At 69.9% G+C, this 19,288-nt stretch carries 18 protein-coding genes; 13 read left to right on the top strand and 5 right to left on the bottom strand.

Annotated elements, in window-relative coordinates; genetic code table 11:
- Positions 1–10 precede the first annotated feature (10 nt).
- The 4 genes from Q3A80_RS26520 to Q3A80_RS26505 all read left to right on the top strand — a co-directional run bounded on the left by Q3A80_RS26520 (position 11) and on the right by Q3A80_RS26505 (position 5,176).
- Positions 11–841, top strand: a complete 831-nt coding sequence (locus Q3A80_RS26520; protein WP_446331781.1) for an alpha/beta fold hydrolase — start codon at positions 11–13, stop codon at positions 839–841.
- A gap of 44 nt (positions 842–885) precedes the next feature.
- Positions 886–1,935: a 2,5-dihydroxypyridine 5,6-dioxygenase gene (locus tag Q3A80_RS26515; protein WP_446331780.1), complete on the top strand. Its 1,050-nt coding sequence runs from the start codon at positions 886–888 to the stop codon at positions 1,933–1,935.
- 19 nt (positions 1,936–1,954) lie between these two features.
- Positions 1,955–2,602 (top strand): isochorismatase family protein, encoded by a 648-nt coding sequence (locus Q3A80_RS26510; RefSeq protein ID WP_446331779.1) that lies wholly within the window; start codon positions 1,955–1,957, stop codon positions 2,600–2,602.
- Positions 2,603–2,896: 294 nt separating this feature from the next.
- Positions 2,897–5,176, top strand: coding sequence for a molybdopterin cofactor-binding domain-containing protein (locus Q3A80_RS26505; protein WP_446331778.1), 2,280 nt, complete (start codon positions 2,897–2,899; stop codon positions 5,174–5,176).
- A 37-nt stretch (positions 5,177–5,213) separates the two neighbouring features.
- On the opposite strand, the gene Q3A80_RS26500 is transcribed toward Q3A80_RS26505, so the two are convergent.
- Entirely contained in the window at positions 5,214–5,660 is a 447-nt protein-coding gene (locus tag Q3A80_RS26500) for a MarR family winged helix-turn-helix transcriptional regulator (protein ID WP_124488416.1), read from the bottom strand.
- 532 nt (positions 5,661–6,192) lie between these two features.
- On the opposite strand from Q3A80_RS26500, the gene Q3A80_RS26495 reads away from it, so the two are divergent.
- Positions 6,193–7,500, top strand: coding sequence for an MFS transporter (locus Q3A80_RS26495; RefSeq protein ID WP_446331777.1), 1,308 nt, complete (start codon positions 6,193–6,195; stop codon positions 7,498–7,500).
- A 456-nt stretch (positions 7,501–7,956) separates the two neighbouring features.
- The gene (locus tag Q3A80_RS26490) at positions 7,957–8,721 is read left to right on the top strand and encodes a DUF4397 domain-containing protein (RefSeq protein WP_446331776.1); all 765 of its coding nucleotides are present in this window, start codon (positions 7,957–7,959) and stop codon (positions 8,719–8,721) included.
- 65 nt (positions 8,722–8,786) lie between these two features.
- Here the strand turns inward: Q3A80_RS26490 and Q3A80_RS26485 are convergent, their stop codons facing one another.
- Together Q3A80_RS26485 and Q3A80_RS26480 are read right to left on the bottom strand one after the other, a co-directional pair.
- Positions 8,787–9,335 (bottom strand): DUF3005 domain-containing protein, encoded by a 549-nt coding sequence (locus tag Q3A80_RS26485; protein WP_446331775.1) that lies wholly within the window; start codon positions 9,333–9,335, stop codon positions 8,787–8,789.
- A 197-nt stretch (positions 9,336–9,532) separates the two neighbouring features.
- Positions 9,533–10,015: a hypothetical protein gene (locus tag Q3A80_RS26480; RefSeq protein ID WP_446331774.1), complete on the bottom strand. Its 483-nt coding sequence runs from the start codon at positions 10,013–10,015 to the stop codon at positions 9,533–9,535.
- A 41-nt stretch (positions 10,016–10,056) separates the two neighbouring features.
- Between Q3A80_RS26480 and Q3A80_RS26475 the strand changes: the two genes are divergently transcribed.
- The 3 genes from Q3A80_RS26475 to Q3A80_RS26465 are packed head-to-tail and all read left to right on the top strand — an operon-like array spanning position 10,057 to position 13,552.
- A complete protein-coding gene (locus Q3A80_RS26475) occupies positions 10,057–11,589 on the top strand; it encodes an NCS1 family nucleobase:cation symporter-1 (RefSeq protein WP_446331773.1) in 1,533 nt (510 codons plus the stop codon).
- 22 nt (positions 11,590–11,611) lie between these two features.
- The gene (locus Q3A80_RS26470) at positions 11,612–12,340 is read left to right on the top strand and encodes an aspartate/glutamate racemase family protein (protein WP_446331772.1); all 729 of its coding nucleotides are present in this window, start codon (positions 11,612–11,614) and stop codon (positions 12,338–12,340) included.
- A 24-nt stretch (positions 12,341–12,364) separates the two neighbouring features.
- Positions 12,365–13,552: a LysR family transcriptional regulator gene (locus tag Q3A80_RS26465; RefSeq protein ID WP_446331771.1), complete on the top strand. Its 1,188-nt coding sequence runs from the start codon at positions 12,365–12,367 to the stop codon at positions 13,550–13,552.
- Positions 13,553–13,621: 69 nt separating this feature from the next.
- Here Q3A80_RS26465 and Q3A80_RS26460 read toward each other — a convergent pair whose 3' ends face one another.
- A complete protein-coding gene (locus Q3A80_RS26460; protein WP_446331770.1) occupies positions 13,622–14,563 on the bottom strand; it encodes an AEC family transporter in 942 nt (313 codons plus the stop codon).
- 330 nt (positions 14,564–14,893) lie between these two features.
- On the opposite strand from Q3A80_RS26460, the gene Q3A80_RS26455 reads away from it, so the two are divergent.
- Positions 14,894–15,889 (top strand): ABC transporter substrate-binding protein, encoded by a 996-nt coding sequence (locus Q3A80_RS26455; RefSeq protein ID WP_446331769.1) that lies wholly within the window; start codon positions 14,894–14,896, stop codon positions 15,887–15,889.
- 17 nt (positions 15,890–15,906) lie between these two features.
- On the opposite strand, the gene Q3A80_RS26450 is transcribed toward Q3A80_RS26455, so the two are convergent.
- Positions 15,907–16,281 carry a phage protein NinX family protein gene (locus Q3A80_RS26450; protein WP_446331768.1) on the bottom strand — a complete coding sequence of 125 codons (375 nt, stop codon included), beginning with the start codon at positions 16,279–16,281 and terminating at the stop codon, positions 15,907–15,909.
- A 218-nt stretch (positions 16,282–16,499) separates the two neighbouring features.
- On the opposite strand from Q3A80_RS26450, the gene Q3A80_RS26445 reads away from it, so the two are divergent.
- Genes Q3A80_RS26445 through Q3A80_RS26435 form a run of 3 tightly spaced genes read left to right on the top strand, consistent with a single transcriptional unit; the run spans position 16,500 to position 19,274 of the window.
- Entirely contained in the window at positions 16,500–17,567 is a 1,068-nt protein-coding gene (locus tag Q3A80_RS26445; protein WP_446331767.1) for an ABC transporter substrate-binding protein, read from the top strand.
- 14 nt (positions 17,568–17,581) lie between these two features.
- On the top strand, positions 17,582–18,427 hold the full coding sequence (locus Q3A80_RS26440) for an ABC transporter permease (RefSeq protein WP_446331766.1): 846 nt from the start codon (positions 17,582–17,584) through the stop codon (positions 18,425–18,427).
- Positions 18,428–18,449: 22 nt separating this feature from the next.
- Positions 18,450–19,274, top strand: a complete 825-nt coding sequence (locus Q3A80_RS26435; RefSeq protein WP_446331765.1) for an ABC transporter permease — start codon at positions 18,450–18,452, stop codon at positions 19,272–19,274.
- Positions 19,275–19,288 lie beyond the last annotated feature (14 nt).

Raw genomic sequence — 19,288 nt, 5'->3', positions numbered from 1 at the left:
GAGCCTGCCCATGTCCTCGACTTTCCTGTACGGCGCGAACGTTCGCGCCAACGGCATCCGCCAGCACTATCTGCGCTACGGCGGCGCAACGCACGCGCGCGCGGCGCGCCCCGCGATCGTGCTGATCCCCGGCATCACGAGCCCTGCGATCACGTGGGGCTTCGTCGGCGAAGTGTTCGGCGCGGCGTTCGACACCTATGTGCTCGACGTGCGCGGCCGCGGGCTGTCCGACGCGTCGCCGTCGCTCGACTACGGCCTCGACGCGCAGGCCGACGACATCGCGGCGTTCGTCGCCGTGCTCGGCCTGCCGCGCACGAGCGTCGTCGGCCATTCGATGGGCGCGCGGATCGCCGCACGCGCGGCGCGGCGCGGCATCCGCGGGCTCGAGTCCGTCGTGCTCGTCGATCCGCCCGTGTCGGGCCCGAACCGCCGCGACTATCCGGGCAAGCTGCCGTGGTACATCGATTCGATGGCGCTCGCGCGCGCCGGCACCGATGCCGCAGGGATGCGCGCGTTCTGCCCGACCTGGACCGAGGTCGAACTGCAGCTGCGCGCCGAATGGCTGCACACCTGCGACGAGCGTGCGGTCCGCACGTCGTACGAAGGCTTCCACACCGACGATTTCCATGCGGATGCCGCGCAACTGACCGTGCCGTCGCTGCTGATCACGGCCGAACGCGGCGACGTGGTGCGCGACGACGACGTCGCCGAACTGCAGCGCGCGACACCGTCGATGCGCCACGTGCGCGTGCCCGATGCCGGCCACATGATCCCGTGGGACAACGCCGCCGGCTTCTACGCGGCGTTCGGCGACTTCCTCGGCGCGCCGCTCGCAGCCTGATTCCGCGCCGCCTTGTTTCCTTCACGCCTTTACCGGAGCCGACGATGCCAGTCAGCGACTATCAACTGATCGACGCGTGGAAGCAGGTACTCACGCTGTCGCGCCTCGAACCGGGCCAGACCGTCACGATCCTGACGAGCGCGGCCACCCACCCGCAGACGCTGTCGTGCGCGCTGATCGCGACGCAATCGATGGGCGCGGTCGTCAACCGGCTCGACCTGCCGCCGGTGAACGGCGACAAGGCATTCAGCCGCGACCCGCTCGCGTATCTCGGCACGACGCCGCTGACCGGCAACCGCGCCGCGATCGCCGCGCTGCGCGAGAGCGATCTGGTGCTCGATCTGATGACGCTGCTGTTCTCGCCCGAGCAGCACGACATCCTGACGTCCGGCACGAAAATCCTGCTCGCGGTCGAGCCGCCCGAAGTGCTGGTGCGGATGGTACCGACGCTGGCCGATCGCACGCGCGTGCTCGGCGCCGCGAAGCAGATCGCCGCGGCCCGCGAGATGCGCGTGACTTCGGCGGCCGGCACCGCGCTCGTGTGCCCGCTCGGCGAGTTCCCGCCGACGGCCGAATACGGCTTCGTCGACGCGCCCGGCCGCTGGGACCACTGGCCGAGCGGGTTCGCGCTGACCTACCCGAACGACCGCACCGCGCGCGGCACGATCGTGATCGATCGCGGCGACATCCTGCTGCCGCAGAAGCACTACGTGAGCGAGCCGATCGCGCTGAGCGTCGAAGGCGGCTACGCGACGCGCATCGAAGGCGGCGTCGATGCCGACCTGCTGCGCGACTACATGGAAACCTTCGCCGACCCGGAAGGCTATGCGATCTCGCACATCGGCTGGGGGCTGCAGCCGCGCGCACGCTGGTCGACGCTCGGCCTGTACGACCGCGAGGCGACGATCGGGATGGATGCGCGCGCGTTCGAAGGCAACTTCCTGTTCTCGCTCGGCCCGAACAACGAAGGCGGCGGCAAGCGCACGACCACCTGCCATATCGACATCCCGCTGCGCCGCTGCACGGTCGAACTCGACGGCGAGACCGTCGTGCGCGACGGCCGCGTGACCGGCCAATCCGACCAACCCGCGTGACCGACGAGCGCCCGACACCATGAACGACCTTTCCCGCCACGCCGAAGCGCACGTCTACCGTCAGCAGGGCTTCGGCACGCCGCTACCGCCGCACGGCAACCTCGCGCTGCTGATCGTCGACTTCGTGGTCGGCTTCGCCGATCCCGCGACGTTCGGCGGCGGCAACATCGCGCCGGCGATCGCGCGCACGACACGGGCGCTCGCGCTCGCGCGCGAACGCGGCTGGCCGGTCGCGCACAGCCGCATCGTGTACGCGGACGACGGCAGCGACGACAACGTGTTCTCGCTGAAGGTGCCCGGCATGGCGACGCTGACCGAGCACCATCCGAACAGCGCGATCGTGCCCGAACTCGCGCCGGCCGCCGGCGAGCTCGTCGTGCGCAAGACCGTGCCGTCCGCGTTCTTCGGCACGCAGCTCGCGCCCTGGCTCGCACAGCGCGCGGTACAGACGCTGCTCGTTGCGGGCGCGGTGACGAGCGGTTGCGTGCGTGCGAGCGTCGTCGATGCGATGTCGCACGGGTTCCGTCCGCTCGTGCTCGCCGATTGCGTCGGCGATCGCGCGATCGCGCCGCACGAAGCGAACCTGTTCGACATGCAGCAGAAGTACGCGGCCGTGATGCCGCTCGACGATGCGGTCGCGGCGATCGATGCGGTGCACGCGCGCTGAACCGCATCGCCGTGCGGGCGGCTCGGGCGGCTTCGGCGGCTTGAGCGGTTCGGGCAGTTTGGGCAGTTTGGGCAGTTTGGGCGGTTCGGGCGGTTCGGGCTGCTCCGGCGGCTTGAGCGGCTCGCGCGGTAGCGACGCCGGCGCCCACGCGCGATTGACGCTGCGGTTTTGGCGACCTAGATTGACCGGACGCGCCGTCGCACCACCGCGACCCGCCGCCTCGGGTGCGCCACGCACCGCACGCACGTCGCAACCGGTCGCCGGCCGCACCTTCCCCGACAGGACATCTCGATCGTGAACCGCTCCGAACTGCTTGCGCGCGACGGCTGCCTGAGCGTGATCCGGCAGCCGGCGCCACCCGTCAAGCCGGCGCCCGGCCAGCCGGGCAGCCTGTCGTCGTACGTGCCGGCACTCCCCGACGTGTTCGTCGCGATTCTCGACGACGGACGCATTCTCGCGTTCAACGGCCACGTCGACCTCGGCACCGGCATTCGCACGTCGCTCGCGCAGATCGTCGCGGAGGAACTCGACGTGCCGGCCGCCCGCGTGACGATGGTGCTCGGCGACACGGCCGCGACACCGAACCAGGGTCCGACCATCGCGAGCGCCACGATCCAGATTTCCGCGACCCCGCTGCGCTGCGCGGCCGCGCAGGCGCGCCACGCGCTGCTCGCACTGGCGGCCGAACGGTTCGGCGTCGACGTTGCGGAGCTGACCGCCGACGACGGAACGATCGCCGCGCCATCGCACGGCCGCAGCGCGACGTTCGCGTCGCTCGTCGCGACGCGCCGCATCGCGCTGACGCTCGACCCGAATACCCGCACGAAGGATCCCGCGCACTACCGGATCGTCGGCCGATCGTCGCCGCGCGTCGATCTGCCCGCGAAAGCCACCGGGCAACTCACGTTCGTGCACGACATGCGCGTGCCGGGCATGCTGCACGGCCGCGTCGTGCGGCCGCCGTATGCGGGCCACGACAGCGGCGCGTTCGTCGGCACGTCGCTCATCGACGTCGATCGCGCGTCGGTGGCCGACGTGCCGGGGCTGGTGGCGGTCGTCGCGATCGGCGATTTCGTCGGCGTCGTCGCCGAGCGCGAGGAGCACGCGATCCGCGCGGCGCGCCAGTTGCGCGTGACGTGGCGGCCGCATCCCGCGCTGCCGCCGCTCGACGCACCTGCCGCCGCGATCGCGTCCGCGCCCGCGCGGCGTCGGCTGCTGCTCGACGAAGGCGACGTCGACGCGGCGCGCGCGCAACCCGACACGATCACGCTGTCGCGCACCTATGCGTGGCCGTTCCAGATGCACGGCTCGATCGGTCCGTCGTGCGCGCTCGCCGACTATCGCGCGGCGGGCGACGGCCGGATCACCGTGTGGTCGGGCACGCAGAACCCCGTGTCGTTGCGCTACGACCTCGCGACGCTCGTCGCGCGCGACGAAGCCGACTTCGACATCGTGCGGATGGAGGCGGCCGGCTGCTACGGGCGCAACGGCGCGGACGACGTGTGCGGCGACGCGCTGCTGCTGTCGCGCGCGGTCGGCCGGCCGGTGCGCGTGCAACTGTCGCGCGCGGACGAACATCTGTGGGAACCGAAAGGCGCCGCGCAGCTGATGCAGGTGACGGGCACCGTCACGCGCGACGGCCGCCTGCTCGGCTACGACTTCACGACGCGCTATCCGTCGAACGACGCGCCGCTGCTCGCCGCGCTGCTGACCGGCGCGATCGCGCCCGAGCCGCGCGTGTTCGAGATGGGCGACCGGACGGCCGTCTCGCCGTACGAAAGCCCGCATCGCCGCTTCGTCTGCGAGGATCTCGCGCCCCTCGTGCGCGCGTCGTGGCTGCGCGGCGTGTCGGCACTGCCGAACTCGTTCGCGCACGACGCGTTCGCCGACGAATGTGCTGCGCTTGCCGGCATCGATCCGCTCGCGTTCCGGCTTCGGCATCTCGCCGACACGCGCGCGACCGAGCTGCTGCAGGCCGTCGCCGATCGCGCGGGCTGGACGCCGCGCGCCGGTCGCCGGAACAACGATGACGCATCGCGCATCGTACGCGGACGCGGCATCGCCTATGCACGTTACGTGCACAGCCGTTTCCCCGGCTTCGGCGCGGCCTGGTCCGCGTGGATCGTCGACCTGAGCGTCGATCGCGTGTCGGGGGAGATCCGCATCGAGCGCGTGACGGTCGGCCAGGATACCGGCACGATGATCAACCCGGACGGCGTGCGCCATCAGATTCACGGCAACGTGATCCAGGTATTGAGCCGCACGCTGAAGGAGCGCGTACGGTTTGCGGACGGCAAGGTCGCCTCGCGCGAATGGGCGAGCTATCCGATCCTGACGTTCGACGAGGTGCCGGACGTCGACGTGGTGCTGATGCCGCGGCAAGGCGAGCCGCCGCTGGGGGCGGGCGAATCGGCGTCGGTGCCGGGGCCGGCCGCGATCGCGAATGCGCTGTTCGATGCGACCGGCGTGCGTTTCTACGCGCCGCCGTTCACGCCCGAAACCGTGCGGGCCGTGCTACACGAAGCCGGCCGGCGGCCGGGCGCGGCGGCGCCGGCCGCCGCCGGCGTCGCGTAACACGCGGCGACGCAGACAAGCGGGACGGCGACGCGCGTCACGCGTCGCCGTCGGCCTCCATCATCTTGCGCAGCAGGTACTGCAACGCGACGCGCTCGCCCGGATTGAGCGGCCCGTACGTGCGCTCGGTCACCTGGCGCGCGAACGGCACCGTGCGGTCGATCAGCGCGAGCCCGGCCGCAGTCGCGCGCACGATCAGCTTGCGGCCGTCGTTCGGATCCGGCAGGACCTCGATCAGCGCGCGCGTCTTCAACCGCTCGACGACGCCGCGGATCGTCGCCTGATCGATGGCGGTCGCCTTTACGATGTCGTTCAGCGAACATGCCTGTTTTTCCTTGACCGCGCACAGCGCGACGAACTGCGCCGCCGTCAGGTCCGAATCGGGAATCGCTTCCTGGAAGATCGCGACGTGCCGCTGATAGGCCCGGCGCAGCAGGTGCCCCACCTGGTCGTGAAAGTCGTAGGAATCCTTGGAAGACGCCATGAAAATGAAGGCCCGCGTGGCATGTATGGGAAAGGCAAGCAGTGTACACCCTCGAATCGGCACGAATCGATCGCGACGCGCCGCTTCGTTGCGGTGCATCAGCGTGCGGCGCGCCGACGTCGCGTCACCTCGGACGATTGGCGGACGGCGCCGGCCGGTGCGCGAAACGCGGCGCGCGGGCGGCCGCGAATCCACCGTCCGGCGCGGTGCCGCCCCGCGCGTTCGGGTACGCGTGGCGCACACGCATGCGTACACTCCACTTTTGAGTGCATACGCACGAATTTCGTGCATTCTCGCCGGCTCGATCAGGCCGCTGGAAGGTTGGCATCTTGCGATAGAAATTGTCGAAAAAGCCGCGCTTTATCGCGCTTTTCCGTCGCACCCGGCGCGGCCGCTTCCATGCCTGTGCGACTCCGTATTTTCTAGTGTGTACGCTATGTAATTGACGTGCTATACAGACTCCAGCGCGCGGATCTTCGCTCGCGTCGAACGGCCACCCACTCATCCGTCACATTCGAACAGGGGCAATCCCATGTCTACCGCACACCCGAGCGCCGCCGTCTCCGCCGACGACACGCTCCACGGCGCGCTCTACCGCAAGGTCACGCTGCGCCTGATCACGCTGTTCTGCCTGTGCTATTTCGCGGCCTATCTCGACCGCATCAACATCGGGCTCGCGAAACTGCAGATGCTCGATGCGCTGAAATTCAGCGACACCGTGTACGGGCTCGGCGCCGGCCTGTTCTTCGGCGGCTACATCCTGTTCGAAGTCCCGAGCAATCTGGTGCTGCAACGCGTCGGCGCGAAGCTGTGGATCGCGCGGATCATGATCACGTGGGGGCTGCTGTCGGGCGCGACGATGTTCGTGCAGACGCCGATGCAGTTCTACATCGTGCGCTTCCTGCTCGGCGCCGCCGAGGCCGGCTTCCTGCCCGGCGTGCTGCTGTACCTGACGCAGTGGTATCCCGATGCGCGCCGCGCGCGGATCGTCGCGCTGTTCATGGTCGGCCTGCCGCTGTCGAGCATGATCGGCAGCCCGATCTCCGGCTGGATCATGCGCGCGTTCGACGGCACGCACGGGCTCGGCGGCTGGCAGTGGCTGTTCCTGCTCGAGGCGTTGCCGTCGGTGTTGCTCGGCTTCGCGGTGCTGCGCTGGCTGCCGAACAGCATCGAGACTGCGCGCTGGCTGAACGATGACGAGAAGCGCACGCTGCGTGCGAACCTCGACGCCGATCCGTCCGGCAACAAGAGCCATGCGCTCGGCCGCGCGTTCTCCGACCCGAAGGTGTGGGCGCTCGGGCTGATCGACCTGTGCGTGCTGCTGGGGCTATATGCGGTGAGCTTCTGGCTGCCGACGATCCTGCGCGACACCGGCGTGAAGGACGCGTATCACATCGGCTGGCTGATGGTGATCCCGAATGCCGCGGCCGTGCTCGCGACGCTGTATTGCGGCGCGAGTTCCGACCGCGCCCGCGAACGCCGCTGGCATATCGTCGTACCGTTCGTGGTGGCGGCCGTCGCGCTCGCGCTCGCGGCCGGCGGGTCGCACGGCACGCTCACGACCGTGCTGCTGTTCTCGCTGATCAATGCGGGCGCAGCCGCCGCGATGCCGGTCGTCTGGGCGTTGCCGTCCACGTTCCTGAAGGGCTCGGCCGCGGCCGGCGGGATCGCGTTCGCGTGCTCGATCGCGAACCTCGGCGGGTTCGGCAGCACCTACTTCATCGGCTGGCTGCGCGACACGTTCCATTCGCAGAGCGCGGGCCTGTATGGCTTCGCCGCATGCATGCTGGTCGGTTGCGCACTCGCGCTCGCGTACCCGGCGAAACTCGTGAACCGCTGAGACGGACGCTGCGCGCGGCGACGGCACGTCGTCGCGCGCGTTCGCATCGATCGCGCATATCGATGCGTGCGCAACGATATCGGTGAAAGACCCTCGCTCGCCCGCTCGCATCGGTCGCTTCGCACGGTGGCCTGCGTTTGAAACGCTCTTCCGGCGTACGTGGCCGCGCCGCGTGACTCGTTCACGCCCCGCGCCACGCCCCACTGCGCTGCTTTTTTACAAATGCCTGACCGGCTGCGCGCCGTTGCGCCGTGCCCGCAACCGCCGCGGTGCGCCGCATCCCCACAGCACGGGCGCCCGCGCCGCTATCGCCACGCAGGCACATCGCTTGCGACATCCAGGCGCCCGCCGCCCCGGCGGACGGCAATCCTTCCCTCAACCGGCGTTGCGCTCCGCGCGAGCCCTCGCGCGGCGATACCGCATCGCAAGCAGGTTCCCCTGAACGAGAGGACGACAATGAAATCCATTCGAACGATAGTGGCCCTGTGCTCGGTCATTTCCGTGCTCACGGCATGCGGCGGAGACGGCAACGACGTCGGAACCGAGCTCGGCATCTCGAAGCCGCAGGCGCGCTTCATCAACGCGGTGCCGGCCGGCCCGAATCTCGACTACTACCTGAATGCGAAGGTCGACGCATCGGGTATCGCGTACAAGGGCGTGACCCGCTATCACGACGTCGACTCGGGCACGCAGACCGCCAGCTACGACGTATCGGGAACGACGACGACGGTGGCATCGCAGTCGTTCAGCGCGGCGAACGGTCACCACTACACGACCATCGCATTGCCGAGCACGTCGTCGGCGATTTCGGTGATCGACGATCCGTTCGACAAGAAACTGCTGTCCGACAAGGCGCGCGTGCGCAGCTTCAACGCGTCGCCGAACGCGCAGAACGTCGACGTCTACGTGGTCCCTCCGGGCACCGACATCACCGCGCAAAGCCCGACGCTGGCCGGGGCGGCCTACCAGAATGCGGTGCCGGCGTCCGGCCAGGATTCCGTCTATCTGAACGGCGGGACTTATCAGGTGATCGTCACGACGGCCGGCAGCAAGACGCCGATCCTGAAGACCGCGCCCGTCGCCCTCAACAACAACGCCGACTGGCTGCTGCTGACGATTCCGTCCGGCGGTATCGGTGACGTGACACCCAACGACGTGCACGTACTCGTTGCGCAAGGCAACGATGCGGACACGTCCGCGCAGGAACTCGGCCCGCAGTAACGGCCGCGGGCGGACCGCCGGCCGGCGGTCCGCCCATCGAGCCACGTTTGCCAGCCGCCGTGGCGTCACTCGCTCCGCTCGAAGCGGATCACATGCTCGGCCCGCTTGCCGTCGCCGTGCTCGACATCGACGTCGCCGACATGCTGCACGCGCCAGCCCGGCCGCGTCGCGATCTGCGGAACATTGCCGCCCGGCCGGCTCTCGATGCCGCCGAGTCCTTCATCGGGTGTGCCTACCGCATCGTCGAGCGACGCGTTCGAATAAATGACGTTGTCGTGCCACTCGGTGGCGCCGGTGCGCGCTTCCATGCCCTTGCCGTCGACGTCGACCGTGTTGTCGGTCATCGCCATGTTGGCGTTGTCCAGCGTGACGATACGGCCGGCGGCACGACGCACCGGGTCGCCGCTGTCGACCGCATGCGCGTCGACGTCGATCGGCGGCAGGCCGGTCGCCATTTTGCCCGCGACGGCCTCGGGCGTCAGCGGCCGCTTCGCGACCTCCGCGGCCTGGGTCGCCGCATCGGGCATGTCGCCCGCGGCCGGCGTCTTCACCGGGCTCTTCTCGATCTGTTTGCGCTGCTGTTCCGGGGTTGGATTCGATTCCGCGTTCTGCATCGCACCTCCTGTTTCCGGACGGCGCGCCGGCGTGATGCAGCGGGCGCCGGTCCGGGAATCGCTACAACGGTCCTTGCAAATCTTTCACGCGCACGGCACCGCACGCGCGCCTCGCGACGCACGTGCCGCACCGGCACGCCGCGACGACGCTGCGGGCCGACACGTGCACGTGCGCACGCGCCGCCCGCCGCCGTCGGTCAGCCTCCGCCGCTCGCGCCGGCCGGCGTGGATGCCGTGCCCGGCATGCTCGCGGCGCCCGTGTCGGCGCCCGTGCCGGCCGCGCTGCTGCCTGGCATGCCCGACGGCGCGGTGGACGGCGCCGGCGACATGCCGCCCGTGGCGCTCGGGCTCGAACTCGCACCGGTGCCGGTATCGTTATCGCTCTTCTTGCAGCCCGCACCCGCCGCCAGACCGGCAATGAGGATGCCGGCGAAGACGGCTCGCGATACGTGACGAATGGAATATCGCTGCATGACACCTCCGCTGATGTCGATGTGGATGGAACCCGTCGTCGCGCAATTCACGTGCCGCGCAGCCGCGTCGCAGCCGGTCGTACCCCATTCACTTTTCGAATGACGCCCAGCCGAATATTTAATTTCCCATCGCTGCGGCCGCCGCCCATACTCGCGAACAAATCCGACACATAACGTCAACGGCGGCAGGACCTGCGCTGCGTGCACACGCGGCCGGTCCGCACGCCGTACATGGAAGGAGACAACGCGTGCAACTGGAAGCCACCCACCGCGCGGGCATCGTGCTCGGCGCGGACGACGCATCGCATCGCACCGACACGGCCGCGCGCGATCCCGCGCTGAGCCCGCGGCTGCACAACCCCGACCTCGCGCCGACCAAGGCCGAGGGCCGCACCTGGGGCCGCTACAGCATCTTTGCGTTGTGGACCAACGACGTGCACAACATCGCGAACTACTCGTTCGCAATCGGCCTGTTCGCGCTCGGCCTGTCGGGCTGGCAGATGCTCGCGTCGCTCGCGATCGGCGCGGTGCTCGTCTACTGCTTCATGAACCTCACCGGCTACATGGGCCAGAAGACCGGCGTGCCGTTCCCGGTGATCAGCCGGATGAGCTTCGGCATCTACGGCGCGCTGTTGCCCGCGCTGATCCGGGCGGTGATCGCGATCGCATGGTTCGGCATCCAGACCTATCTCGCGTCGGTCGTGCTGCGCGTGCTGCTCACCGCGATCTGGCCGGCCCTCGCCGCGTTCGACCGGAACGCGATCTTCGGGCTGTCGACGCTCGGCTGGATCACGTTCGTCGCGATCTGGCTCGTGCAGATCGGCATCCTGACGTACGGGATGGAGATGGTCCGCAAATACGAAGGGCTCGCCGGCCCGATCATCCTCGTCACGACGCTGTCGCTCGCCGCATGGATGTTCAGCCGCACCGGCGGCCAGCTCGCGATGTCGATCGGCAAGCCGATGACCGGCGTGAAGATGTGGACCGAGGTATTCGCGGGCGGCTCGCTGTGGCTCGCGATCTACGGCACGCTGGTGCTCAACTTCTGCGACTTCGCACGTTCGTCGCCGAGCGCGAAGACGGTGCGGGTCGGCAACTTCTGGGGCCTGCCGGTCAACATCCTGGTGTTCGCGACGATCAGCTTCGTGCTCGCCGGCGCGCAGTTCAAGCTGAACGGCCACATCATCCACAGCCCGACGGAAATCATCGCGACGGTGCCGAACAAGCTGTTCCTCGTGCTCGGCTGCCTCGCGTTCCTGATCGTGACGGTCGCGGTGAACATCATGGCGAACTTCGTCGCGCCGGCGTTCGTGCTGACGAGCCTCGCGCCGCACAAGCTGACGTTCCGCCGCGCGGGCCTGATCAGCGCGACGGTCGCGGTGCTGATCCTGCCGTGGAACCTGTACAACAGCCCGATCGTGATCGTCTACTTCCTGTCCGGCCTCGGCGCGCTGCTCGGCCCGCTGTACGGGATCATCACGGTCGACTACTGGCTCGTGCGCAAGCAGCGCGTGAACGTGCCGGACCTCTACACCGAAGCGCCGGGCGGCGCCTACTTCTATACGCGCGGCGTGAACCGCAAGGCGCTCGCGGCCCTCGTGCCGTCCGCGCTGATCTCGATCACGCTCGCCGTCGTGCCGGCCTTCGGCGCGCTGACGCCGTTCTCGTGGCTGCTCGGCGCGGCCATCGCGGGCAGCGTGTACTGGCTGACGGCCGATCGCAAGCGGCAATACGACGAGCGCTCGGGCGAACACATCGCGGTCGCCTGCGCCGAACACTGAACGCAGCATACGGAGTGCACCGATGAGAATCCTGGTAGTCAACGTCAACACGACCGAGTCGATCACCGACGCGATCGCCGCGCAGGCGCAGGCCGCCGCGTCGCCCGGCACGGAAATCGTCGGGCTCACGCCGCGCTTCGGCGCGGAATCGGTCGAAGGCAACTTCGAGAGCTATCTCGCGGCGATCGCGGTGATGGACCGCGTGCTGAGCTACGACGAGCCGTACGATGCGGTGATCCAGGCCGGTTACGGCGAACACGGCCGCGAAGGGCTGCAGGAACTGCTGACGGTGCCGGTCATCGACATCACCGAAGCGGCCGCGAGCGTCGCGATGCTGCTCGGCCACCGCTACTCGGTCGTCACCACCCTCGACCGCACGGTGCCGCTGATCGAGGACCGGCTGAAGCTCGCGGGGCTCGACGCGCGCTGCGCGTCGGTACGCGCGAGCGGTCTCGCGGTGCTCGAGCTCGACGAAGATCCGGCGCGCGCGATCGAGTCGATCGTCGGGCAGGCCCGGCGCGCGGTGCAGGACGATCATGCGGAAGTGATCTGCCTCGGCTGCGGCGGGATGGCCGGCCTCGACCGGCAGATCGAGGAATGCACGGGCGTGCCCGTCGTCGACGGCGTGTCGGCCGCCGTTGCGCTCGCGGAATCGCTGGTGCGCCTGAAGCTGAAGACGTCGAAGGTGCGCACCTATGCGCCGCCGCGGCCGAAGCGGATCGTCGGCTGGCCGGGCACCTTCGTCAAATGACGGGCCGCGGGAACGCGTAGCGACATGCGCGACGCACGGGAGCCGCACGGCCGTTGCCGCGACGCGTCCGACGCGACGGGCGCGCTCGACGTGCTGGACGCGCGGCTGATGCGCATCCTGCTCGTGCTGCTGACCGAGCGCACCGTGTCGCGCGCGGCCGTGCGGCTGAACATGTCGCAGCCGGCGACGAGCGCCGCGCTCAAGCGCCTGCGCACGCTGCTCGGCGATCCGCTGCTGGTGCGCAGCCGCTACGGGATGGTGCCGACCGAGTTCGGCGCGCGGCTGATCGAGCCGCTGCGCAATGCGCTGCGCGTGATCGATTTCATCCGGATCCAGCAGCCGACGTTCGACGCGCGCACGTCGGTGCGCACATACCGGATCGGCTGCCCCGACTATCTGAACGTGCTGTTCGTGCCGAAGCTCGTCGCGCTGTTCCGCGAGTGCGCGCCGAACGCGCAGCTCGTGTTTCACCCGCTCGGCGACGGCTTCGACGACGAACGCGCACTCGCCGACGGCGAGCTCGACGTCGTGATCGACAACCGCCCCGCCCGCACGTCGCGCTTCCGGCAGGACGACCTGTTCGACGATCGCATCGTGTGCCTGATGCGCGCGTCGCATCCGCTCGCGCGGTGCGGCGCGATGACGGCCGACGCGTTCGCGCACGCCGCGCAGCTCTGCCCGACGCCGTCGTGGCTCGAAGCGTCCGGCGCGATCGACCGGCAGCTCGAACGCGTCGGCCTGCAGCGCCGGATCGTCGTCACGCTGCCGCATTTCGAACTTGCCGCGCATGCGCTCGTGCGCTCCGACCTGATCCTGACCACCACGTACCGGCTCGCGCGTCATTACGCGAAGCTGCTGCCGCTCGGCGCGGTCGCGCTGCCGGCCGTGCCGCCCGACATCGTGTACCGGATGACGTGGAACGAAGCGGGAGCGTGCGTCGACGGCGTGCGCTGGCTGCGCGGGCTGATCGCCGAAGCGACGCGCGGCTGGCTCGATGCGGAAGCCGCACAACCGGCGATCGCGGCGGTCGCGGCGGCGGCCGCGCTCGCGGATGCGGAGACCGATGCACGTGCGACTCGGCCGGCTGCGGCCGACGCCCCCGAACCGACGCATCGCACCCGCCGGCGGCCGGCGACGCAGTGCGGCACCTCGCGGCGGCCGCGTGCCGCGCATGCGGCGCGCATTCACCGGATCGCGACGAAGCCGCACTGAACGGCATCGCGGCGGCACCGCACGCCGCACGCCCGGCCCGGCGCGATACGCGCCGCACCATCGGTCCGCCTACACGTGCCGCGCGATCGCGAGCAACACCGACAGCGACACGATCGACCCGAGCGTCGACAGCAGGATCGTGCGCGACGTCACCTGCGCTTCGCGCCCGTAGAACTCGGCCAGCATGTACGGCCCCGTGCCGGTCGGCAGCGCCGCGAGCACGACCGCGATCTGCGCGAGCACCGGCGGCATCGCGAACACGCGCACGCCGAGCCACCACGCGAGCGCCGGCTGCACGAACAGCTTGACCGCCGTCAGCGCGATGCTGCCGCGCGGCGCCGCAGCGGATGCGTCGCGCTTCTCCGCGAGAAAGAGCCCGAGGCTCACCAGTGCGCACGGGCTCGCGGCCGCGCCGAGCAGCTTCAGGAACGTGTCGACCGGCGCGCCGAGCGGCACCTGCACGGCCGACACGCATACGCCGGCCAGCGGTGCGACGATCAACGGATTGCGCAGCAGCGCGCCGACCACCTTCCAGGCCAGCCTGAGCGGCGCGCGGTCGCGCTGCAACCCGGTCTCGATCAGCACGATCGCGCCGGCGAACAGCACGCAGGCGACGAGGATCGTCGCAATCGTGGTCGGCGTGAGGCTGTCGGTGCCGAACGCGAGCAGGCACAGCGGAAAGCCGAGATACCCGGTGTTCGGATACGACGCGGCGATCGCGTCGATGCTCGCATCGGCGAGCCCGCGGCCCGCGGCGAGCCGCCACGCGAGCACGCCGGCGAACACGAGCGCGCAGGCGAGCGCGAAGGTCGCGACGAACGCAGGCTGATAAAGCTGGTGCCACGACGCGTGCGCCATGATCTGGAACAACAGCGCGGGCAGCGCGAGCCATACGACGAAGCGGTTCAGTTCGGACGCGGCCGCGGGCCCGAGCACGCGGCGCCGGCGGCACAGGAACCCTGCCGCGATCAGCCCGAACACGGGCAACAGAATCTCGATCGTCGATGACATCTTCAACACGCTGCGTGAAACCGGAACGCGCAAGCTTAACGGCTCCGCGTCGTCGCAGGCAATGGCAACGCACGCGCCGCGGCACGCCTCGCGCATCGGTTGTGTAAGCAACTTGTATGAAACGGCGGCGGGCGCGAGCGCAAGCGCGCCGCTTGCCGTCAGCACGGCGACGAAGCCGCTCCAAAAGGCCGCGGGTGCTTTCCGCGCTACGGCTCGCTCGCGCAGATCGGCGCATAAGCATTTCGCGATTCGATGTTTGCCGCCGCCAGACCGATTCCGTAATCTGCCCGACAGCCGCGCGGCCCGCGCGGATCACCGAGGACCCCGTCGATGACTTCGCCCGCCGCCCCGGCCCGCCGCCGTGCACTGCTGCGTGTGGCCGCGCTGGCCGCCGCACCGCTCGCCGGCACCGCCGCCGTCCCCACCGCTGCCCGCGCTGCCGGTGCCGACCTGTCGAACGTCACGCTGGTGCTCGGCGACCAGGCCGGCGGCCTGCGCGCGCTGGCCGAAGCGGCGCACGTGCTCGACCGCGTGCCGTACCGCTTTCGCTGGGCCAACTTCCAGGGCGCCGCGCCGCTGTTCGAAGCGCAGCGTGCGGGCGCGATCGATCTCGCGCCGGCCGGCGACCTGCCCGTGCTGACGGCCGCGCTCGGCGACCCGGCGCTGCGGATCGTCGCGACGCGTGTCGGTTCGAGCGCGTCGCTTGGCATCGTCGTGCAGCCCGATTCGCCCGTGCGCACCGTCGCCGACCTGAAGGGGCGCACCGTCGTCGTGTCGTCGGCGCGCGGCAGCATCTCGCAGTACCAGCTGTACGGCGCGCTGCGCGAGCACGGCCTCGCGCCCGGCGACGTCGACGTGCGCTTCGTGCTGCCGGTCGACGCATTCGCCGCGTTCGAAGCGAAGCAGATCGGCATCTGGGCGACCTTCGATCCGTATTACGGCAACGTGGTGCGGCGCGGCGCCCGCATCGTGCGCGACGGCAGCGGCATCAATTCGGGGCTCGCATTCCTCACGTCGCCGGTCGATACGCTCGACGACCGCTCGAAGCGCGCCGCGCTGGCGGACGTGCTCGCGCGGCTCGCCCGCGCCGGTCAATGGGCGCTCGCGAATCCGGCCGAATACGCGACGGTCTATGCGTCGCTCACGCGCCTGCCGCGCGATGCGGCCGCCGATATCGCGCGCCGCGCGGCGCTCGCGCAGCGCGCGGTCAGCGCAGCGGACATCGCCGTGCTGCAGCGCGTCGCCGATCGCGCGGCCGCGGACGCGATCCTGCCGAAACGCGTCGACGTCGCGTCGATCGCGGTGCGCGACCTGTCGGCCGCTTGACCGGCGCCACCGGCGTTTCAGCGCGGCTTCGACATGTCGAGATCCGGCACGTCGTCGCCGAACGTCGACGCAACGAGCGTGCGCATCGCGGCGATCAGCAACGTCGGCCCCGACTGATTGAACGTGCAGCGCTCGCCGGCCGCCGGCACCGCCCGATGCAGCAGCGCGCGCCATGCGCCGTGGCCGCCGTCGCGCTCGAACGCGCCGAACGGCAAACGCTCGACGAGCGGCCCGCCGTCCGCCCACGCCGACGACGGCGCGTACGGCACCGGCGCATCGCCTGGTTCGCGAATCACCGTGCATCCCGCCGCGCCGACCCGCGGCGCGCCGAGGTCTACCGCCATCGCCACCCAGAAATCGAGTGGCGCGCCGGTCAGGTCCTGAACTTGCATGGCCGTCTCCATGTCCGTCGCCGCAGACGCCGGACTCGCTGTTCGTTATGCGCGCAGCCGCGTCGGCTGCATTCGATCGCAGCGGGTATCGTCACCCGCCGCCACGCGATAAGCATAGTTCAAATCGTTGCTTGTCCACGGCCGAGCGCGTCATCGAGAATGATTTCACGCAGCGGGCTTCGGCCCGCCTTTCCAACGTTCTCCTGACCGATCGATTCATGCTCCCACTGCGCCTGCTGCGATCGCTGCTGATCGCGTCCGTCGTCGCGTTGCCCGCTGCCGCCGCGCACGCCGACAAGCCCGCCACCATCCGCATCGGCGTCGCCCAGCAGGGCGCGGGCGACCCGCCGACCTTCGGCGGCTCGAGCGCGGCCACCGTGCGCGTGCAGCAGCTCGTCGAAAAGGAATTCGCGGCCGACGGCATCAAGGTGCAATGGCTGTTCTTCAAGGGCGCGGGCCCGGCCGTCAACGAAGCGATCGCCGACAAGGCGCTCGACTTCGCATACCAGGGCGACCTGCCGTCGGTGCTCGCGCGCGCGAACGGGATCAAGACGCGCCTGCTGCTCGCGGCGAGCGTGCGCTCCGGCGTGAAGATCGCGGTGCCGCCCGACTCCGACATCCGCTCGATCGCGGACCTGAAAGGCCGCCGCGTGTCGATCTTTCGCGGCACCAACCTGCAGCTCGTCGCCGACAACGCGCTCGCGAAGAACAGCCTGACCGAACGCGACCTGCGCGTGATCAACCTCGACTCGGCGAGCGCGCTCGCCGCCCTCGCGTCGAAGGGCATCGACGCATCGGTCGGCGACTATCAGCTGTACAAGCTGCGCGACGCGGGCCTCGCCAAGATCATCTACGAATCGCAGAACGACGGCCCGCAACTCACGCGGCAAACCCACCTGCTCGTGCTCGACGATTTCGAGCGCGCGCATCCGGACATCGTGCAGCGCGTCGTCAACGTGTTCGTGAAGGGCGCGCAATGGTCGTCCGACGAAGCGAACCGCGACGCGCTGTTCAAGCTGTGGGCGAAAAGCGGCGTGCCGTATGCGTCGTGGCAGGCCGACTATGCGAACCAGCGCCTGAAGGATCGCCTGTCGCCGCTGATCGACCCGTTCGTGATCGCGCGCTACAAGGCCGTCGCGCAGGATGCGCTGAAACTGAAACTGATCCGGCAGCCGGTCGACGTCGACGGCTGGTTCGAGCCGAAGTATCTCGACAACGCGCTGCGCGCGCAGCACCTCGAGCACTACTGGCCGCGCTACGACGCGGCCGGCAAGCCGCTCTCCTGACCCGGAGCCGCCCGATGAGCGACACCGCGATCCCGATTCCGTCGTCGTCCGACGCCCGTGCACTGGCCGCACGGCCGTCCCGCTCTGCGGTCGCGCGGCGCGTCGCGTGGCGGCTCGCGCCGTGGGCGCTGCCCGCGCTGCTGTTCGCGTGGTGGAGCATCGGCAGCGCGCGCGGCTGGATCGCGCCGCAGATCCTGCCGCCGCCCGCCCAGGTCGCCGACTCGCTCGCGGAACTCGCGGCAAGCGGCGATCTCGCGCGCCATACGCTGATCAGCCTGCAACGCGTGCTCGTCGGTTTCGCGGCCGGCACGCTGCTGGGCTTCGCGACCGGCGCCGCGCTCGGCCTGTCGCGCACGCTGGAAGCGTACGTGCTGCCGAGCTTCAACGCGCTCGTGCAGATTCCGGTGCTCGGCTGGCTGCCGTTCCTGCTGTTGCTGGTCGGCGTCGGCGAGCCGCTGAAGTACCTGCTGATCGCGCACGCGGCGCTCGTGCCCGTGACGATGAGCACGCTGCAGGGGTTCCGCCAGACGCCGCCCGCGCTCGACGAAGTTGCGCGCGTGTTCGGCTATACGCGTGGCCAGCGCATCGTTCGCGTCGTGCTGCCGGCCGCGATCCCGACGCTCGCGACCGGCGTGCGGCTCGCGTTCACGAAATCGTGGCTCGCGCTCGTCGTCGTCGAACTCGTCGCGTCGTCGGAAGGGCTCGGCTACCTGATCGTGTACGGGCGCCAGCTGTTCCAGCTCGATCTCGTGATGGCCGCGGTGATCGTGGTCGGTGCGGTCGGCCTCGCGATCAACCGGCTGCTCGACGCGCTCGAGGCACGGCTGCGCCGCGGCGTGCCGTCCGCGTTCCGCGGCTGAACCCGATTCAAGGAGCGCTCTCGTGCCCTCTTCCACTCCGTCGACACCGGTGCCCGCCGCGCCGGCCGCCGCGCGTGCCCGGCGCGTGCCCGCGCCCGACTGGCGCGGCTTCGTGCTGCCGCTCGCCGCGTTCGCGCTGTGGTGGGCCGTGTCGTCCGCGCAGCTCGTCAAGAGCGGGCTGCTGGTCGGTCCGGCCGACGTGCTGCACACGGCCTGGGCCCAGGCGACCAGCGGCGCGCTCGCTCGCGCATTGTCGGCATCGCTCGCACGCGAAGCGTGCGGCTTCGCGATCGGCGCAACCGGCGGCCTGCTGCTGGGTGCGGTGCTCGGGCTGTCGCGCATCGCCGCGCGCGTGATCGGGCCGAGCTTCGACACGTTCAAGCAGATCTCGCTGTTCGCGTGGATTCCGCTGATTTCCGTGTGGTTCGGCCTCGGCGACGTCGCGAAGGTCGTGTTCCTGTCGCTCGCCGCGCTGCTGCCGGTTGCCGCGCACACGTGCGACGGCATTCACGCGGTACCGCGCACGTACGTCGACGTCGCCCGCGCGCTGCGCTATTCGCGGCTTCAGCTCGTGCGCTACGTGATCCTGCCCGCCGCGCTGCCGTCGATCTTCACCGGGCTGTATCTCGGCCTCGTCTACTCGTGGCTCGCGACGCTCGGCGCCGAATACCTGCTCGTCGCCGGCAGCGGGATCGGCAACACGCTGATCGACGGCAGCGAACAGTTCCGGATGGACCTCGTGCTGTTCGGAATCGTCGTCGTCGGCGTGACCGGCTGGGCGCTGAACGCGATCGCGCGCGCGCTCGAACGCAAGGCGGTGGCCCGCCGCGGCGACCTCGGCCGCTGATCGCCCTTTTCTTT

It is taken from the genome of Burkholderia sp. SR8, assembly GCF_052851275.1.
The sequence above is the reverse complement of the archived record's forward strand: the minus strand, read 5'-3'. Positions and strand labels throughout refer to the sequence as shown.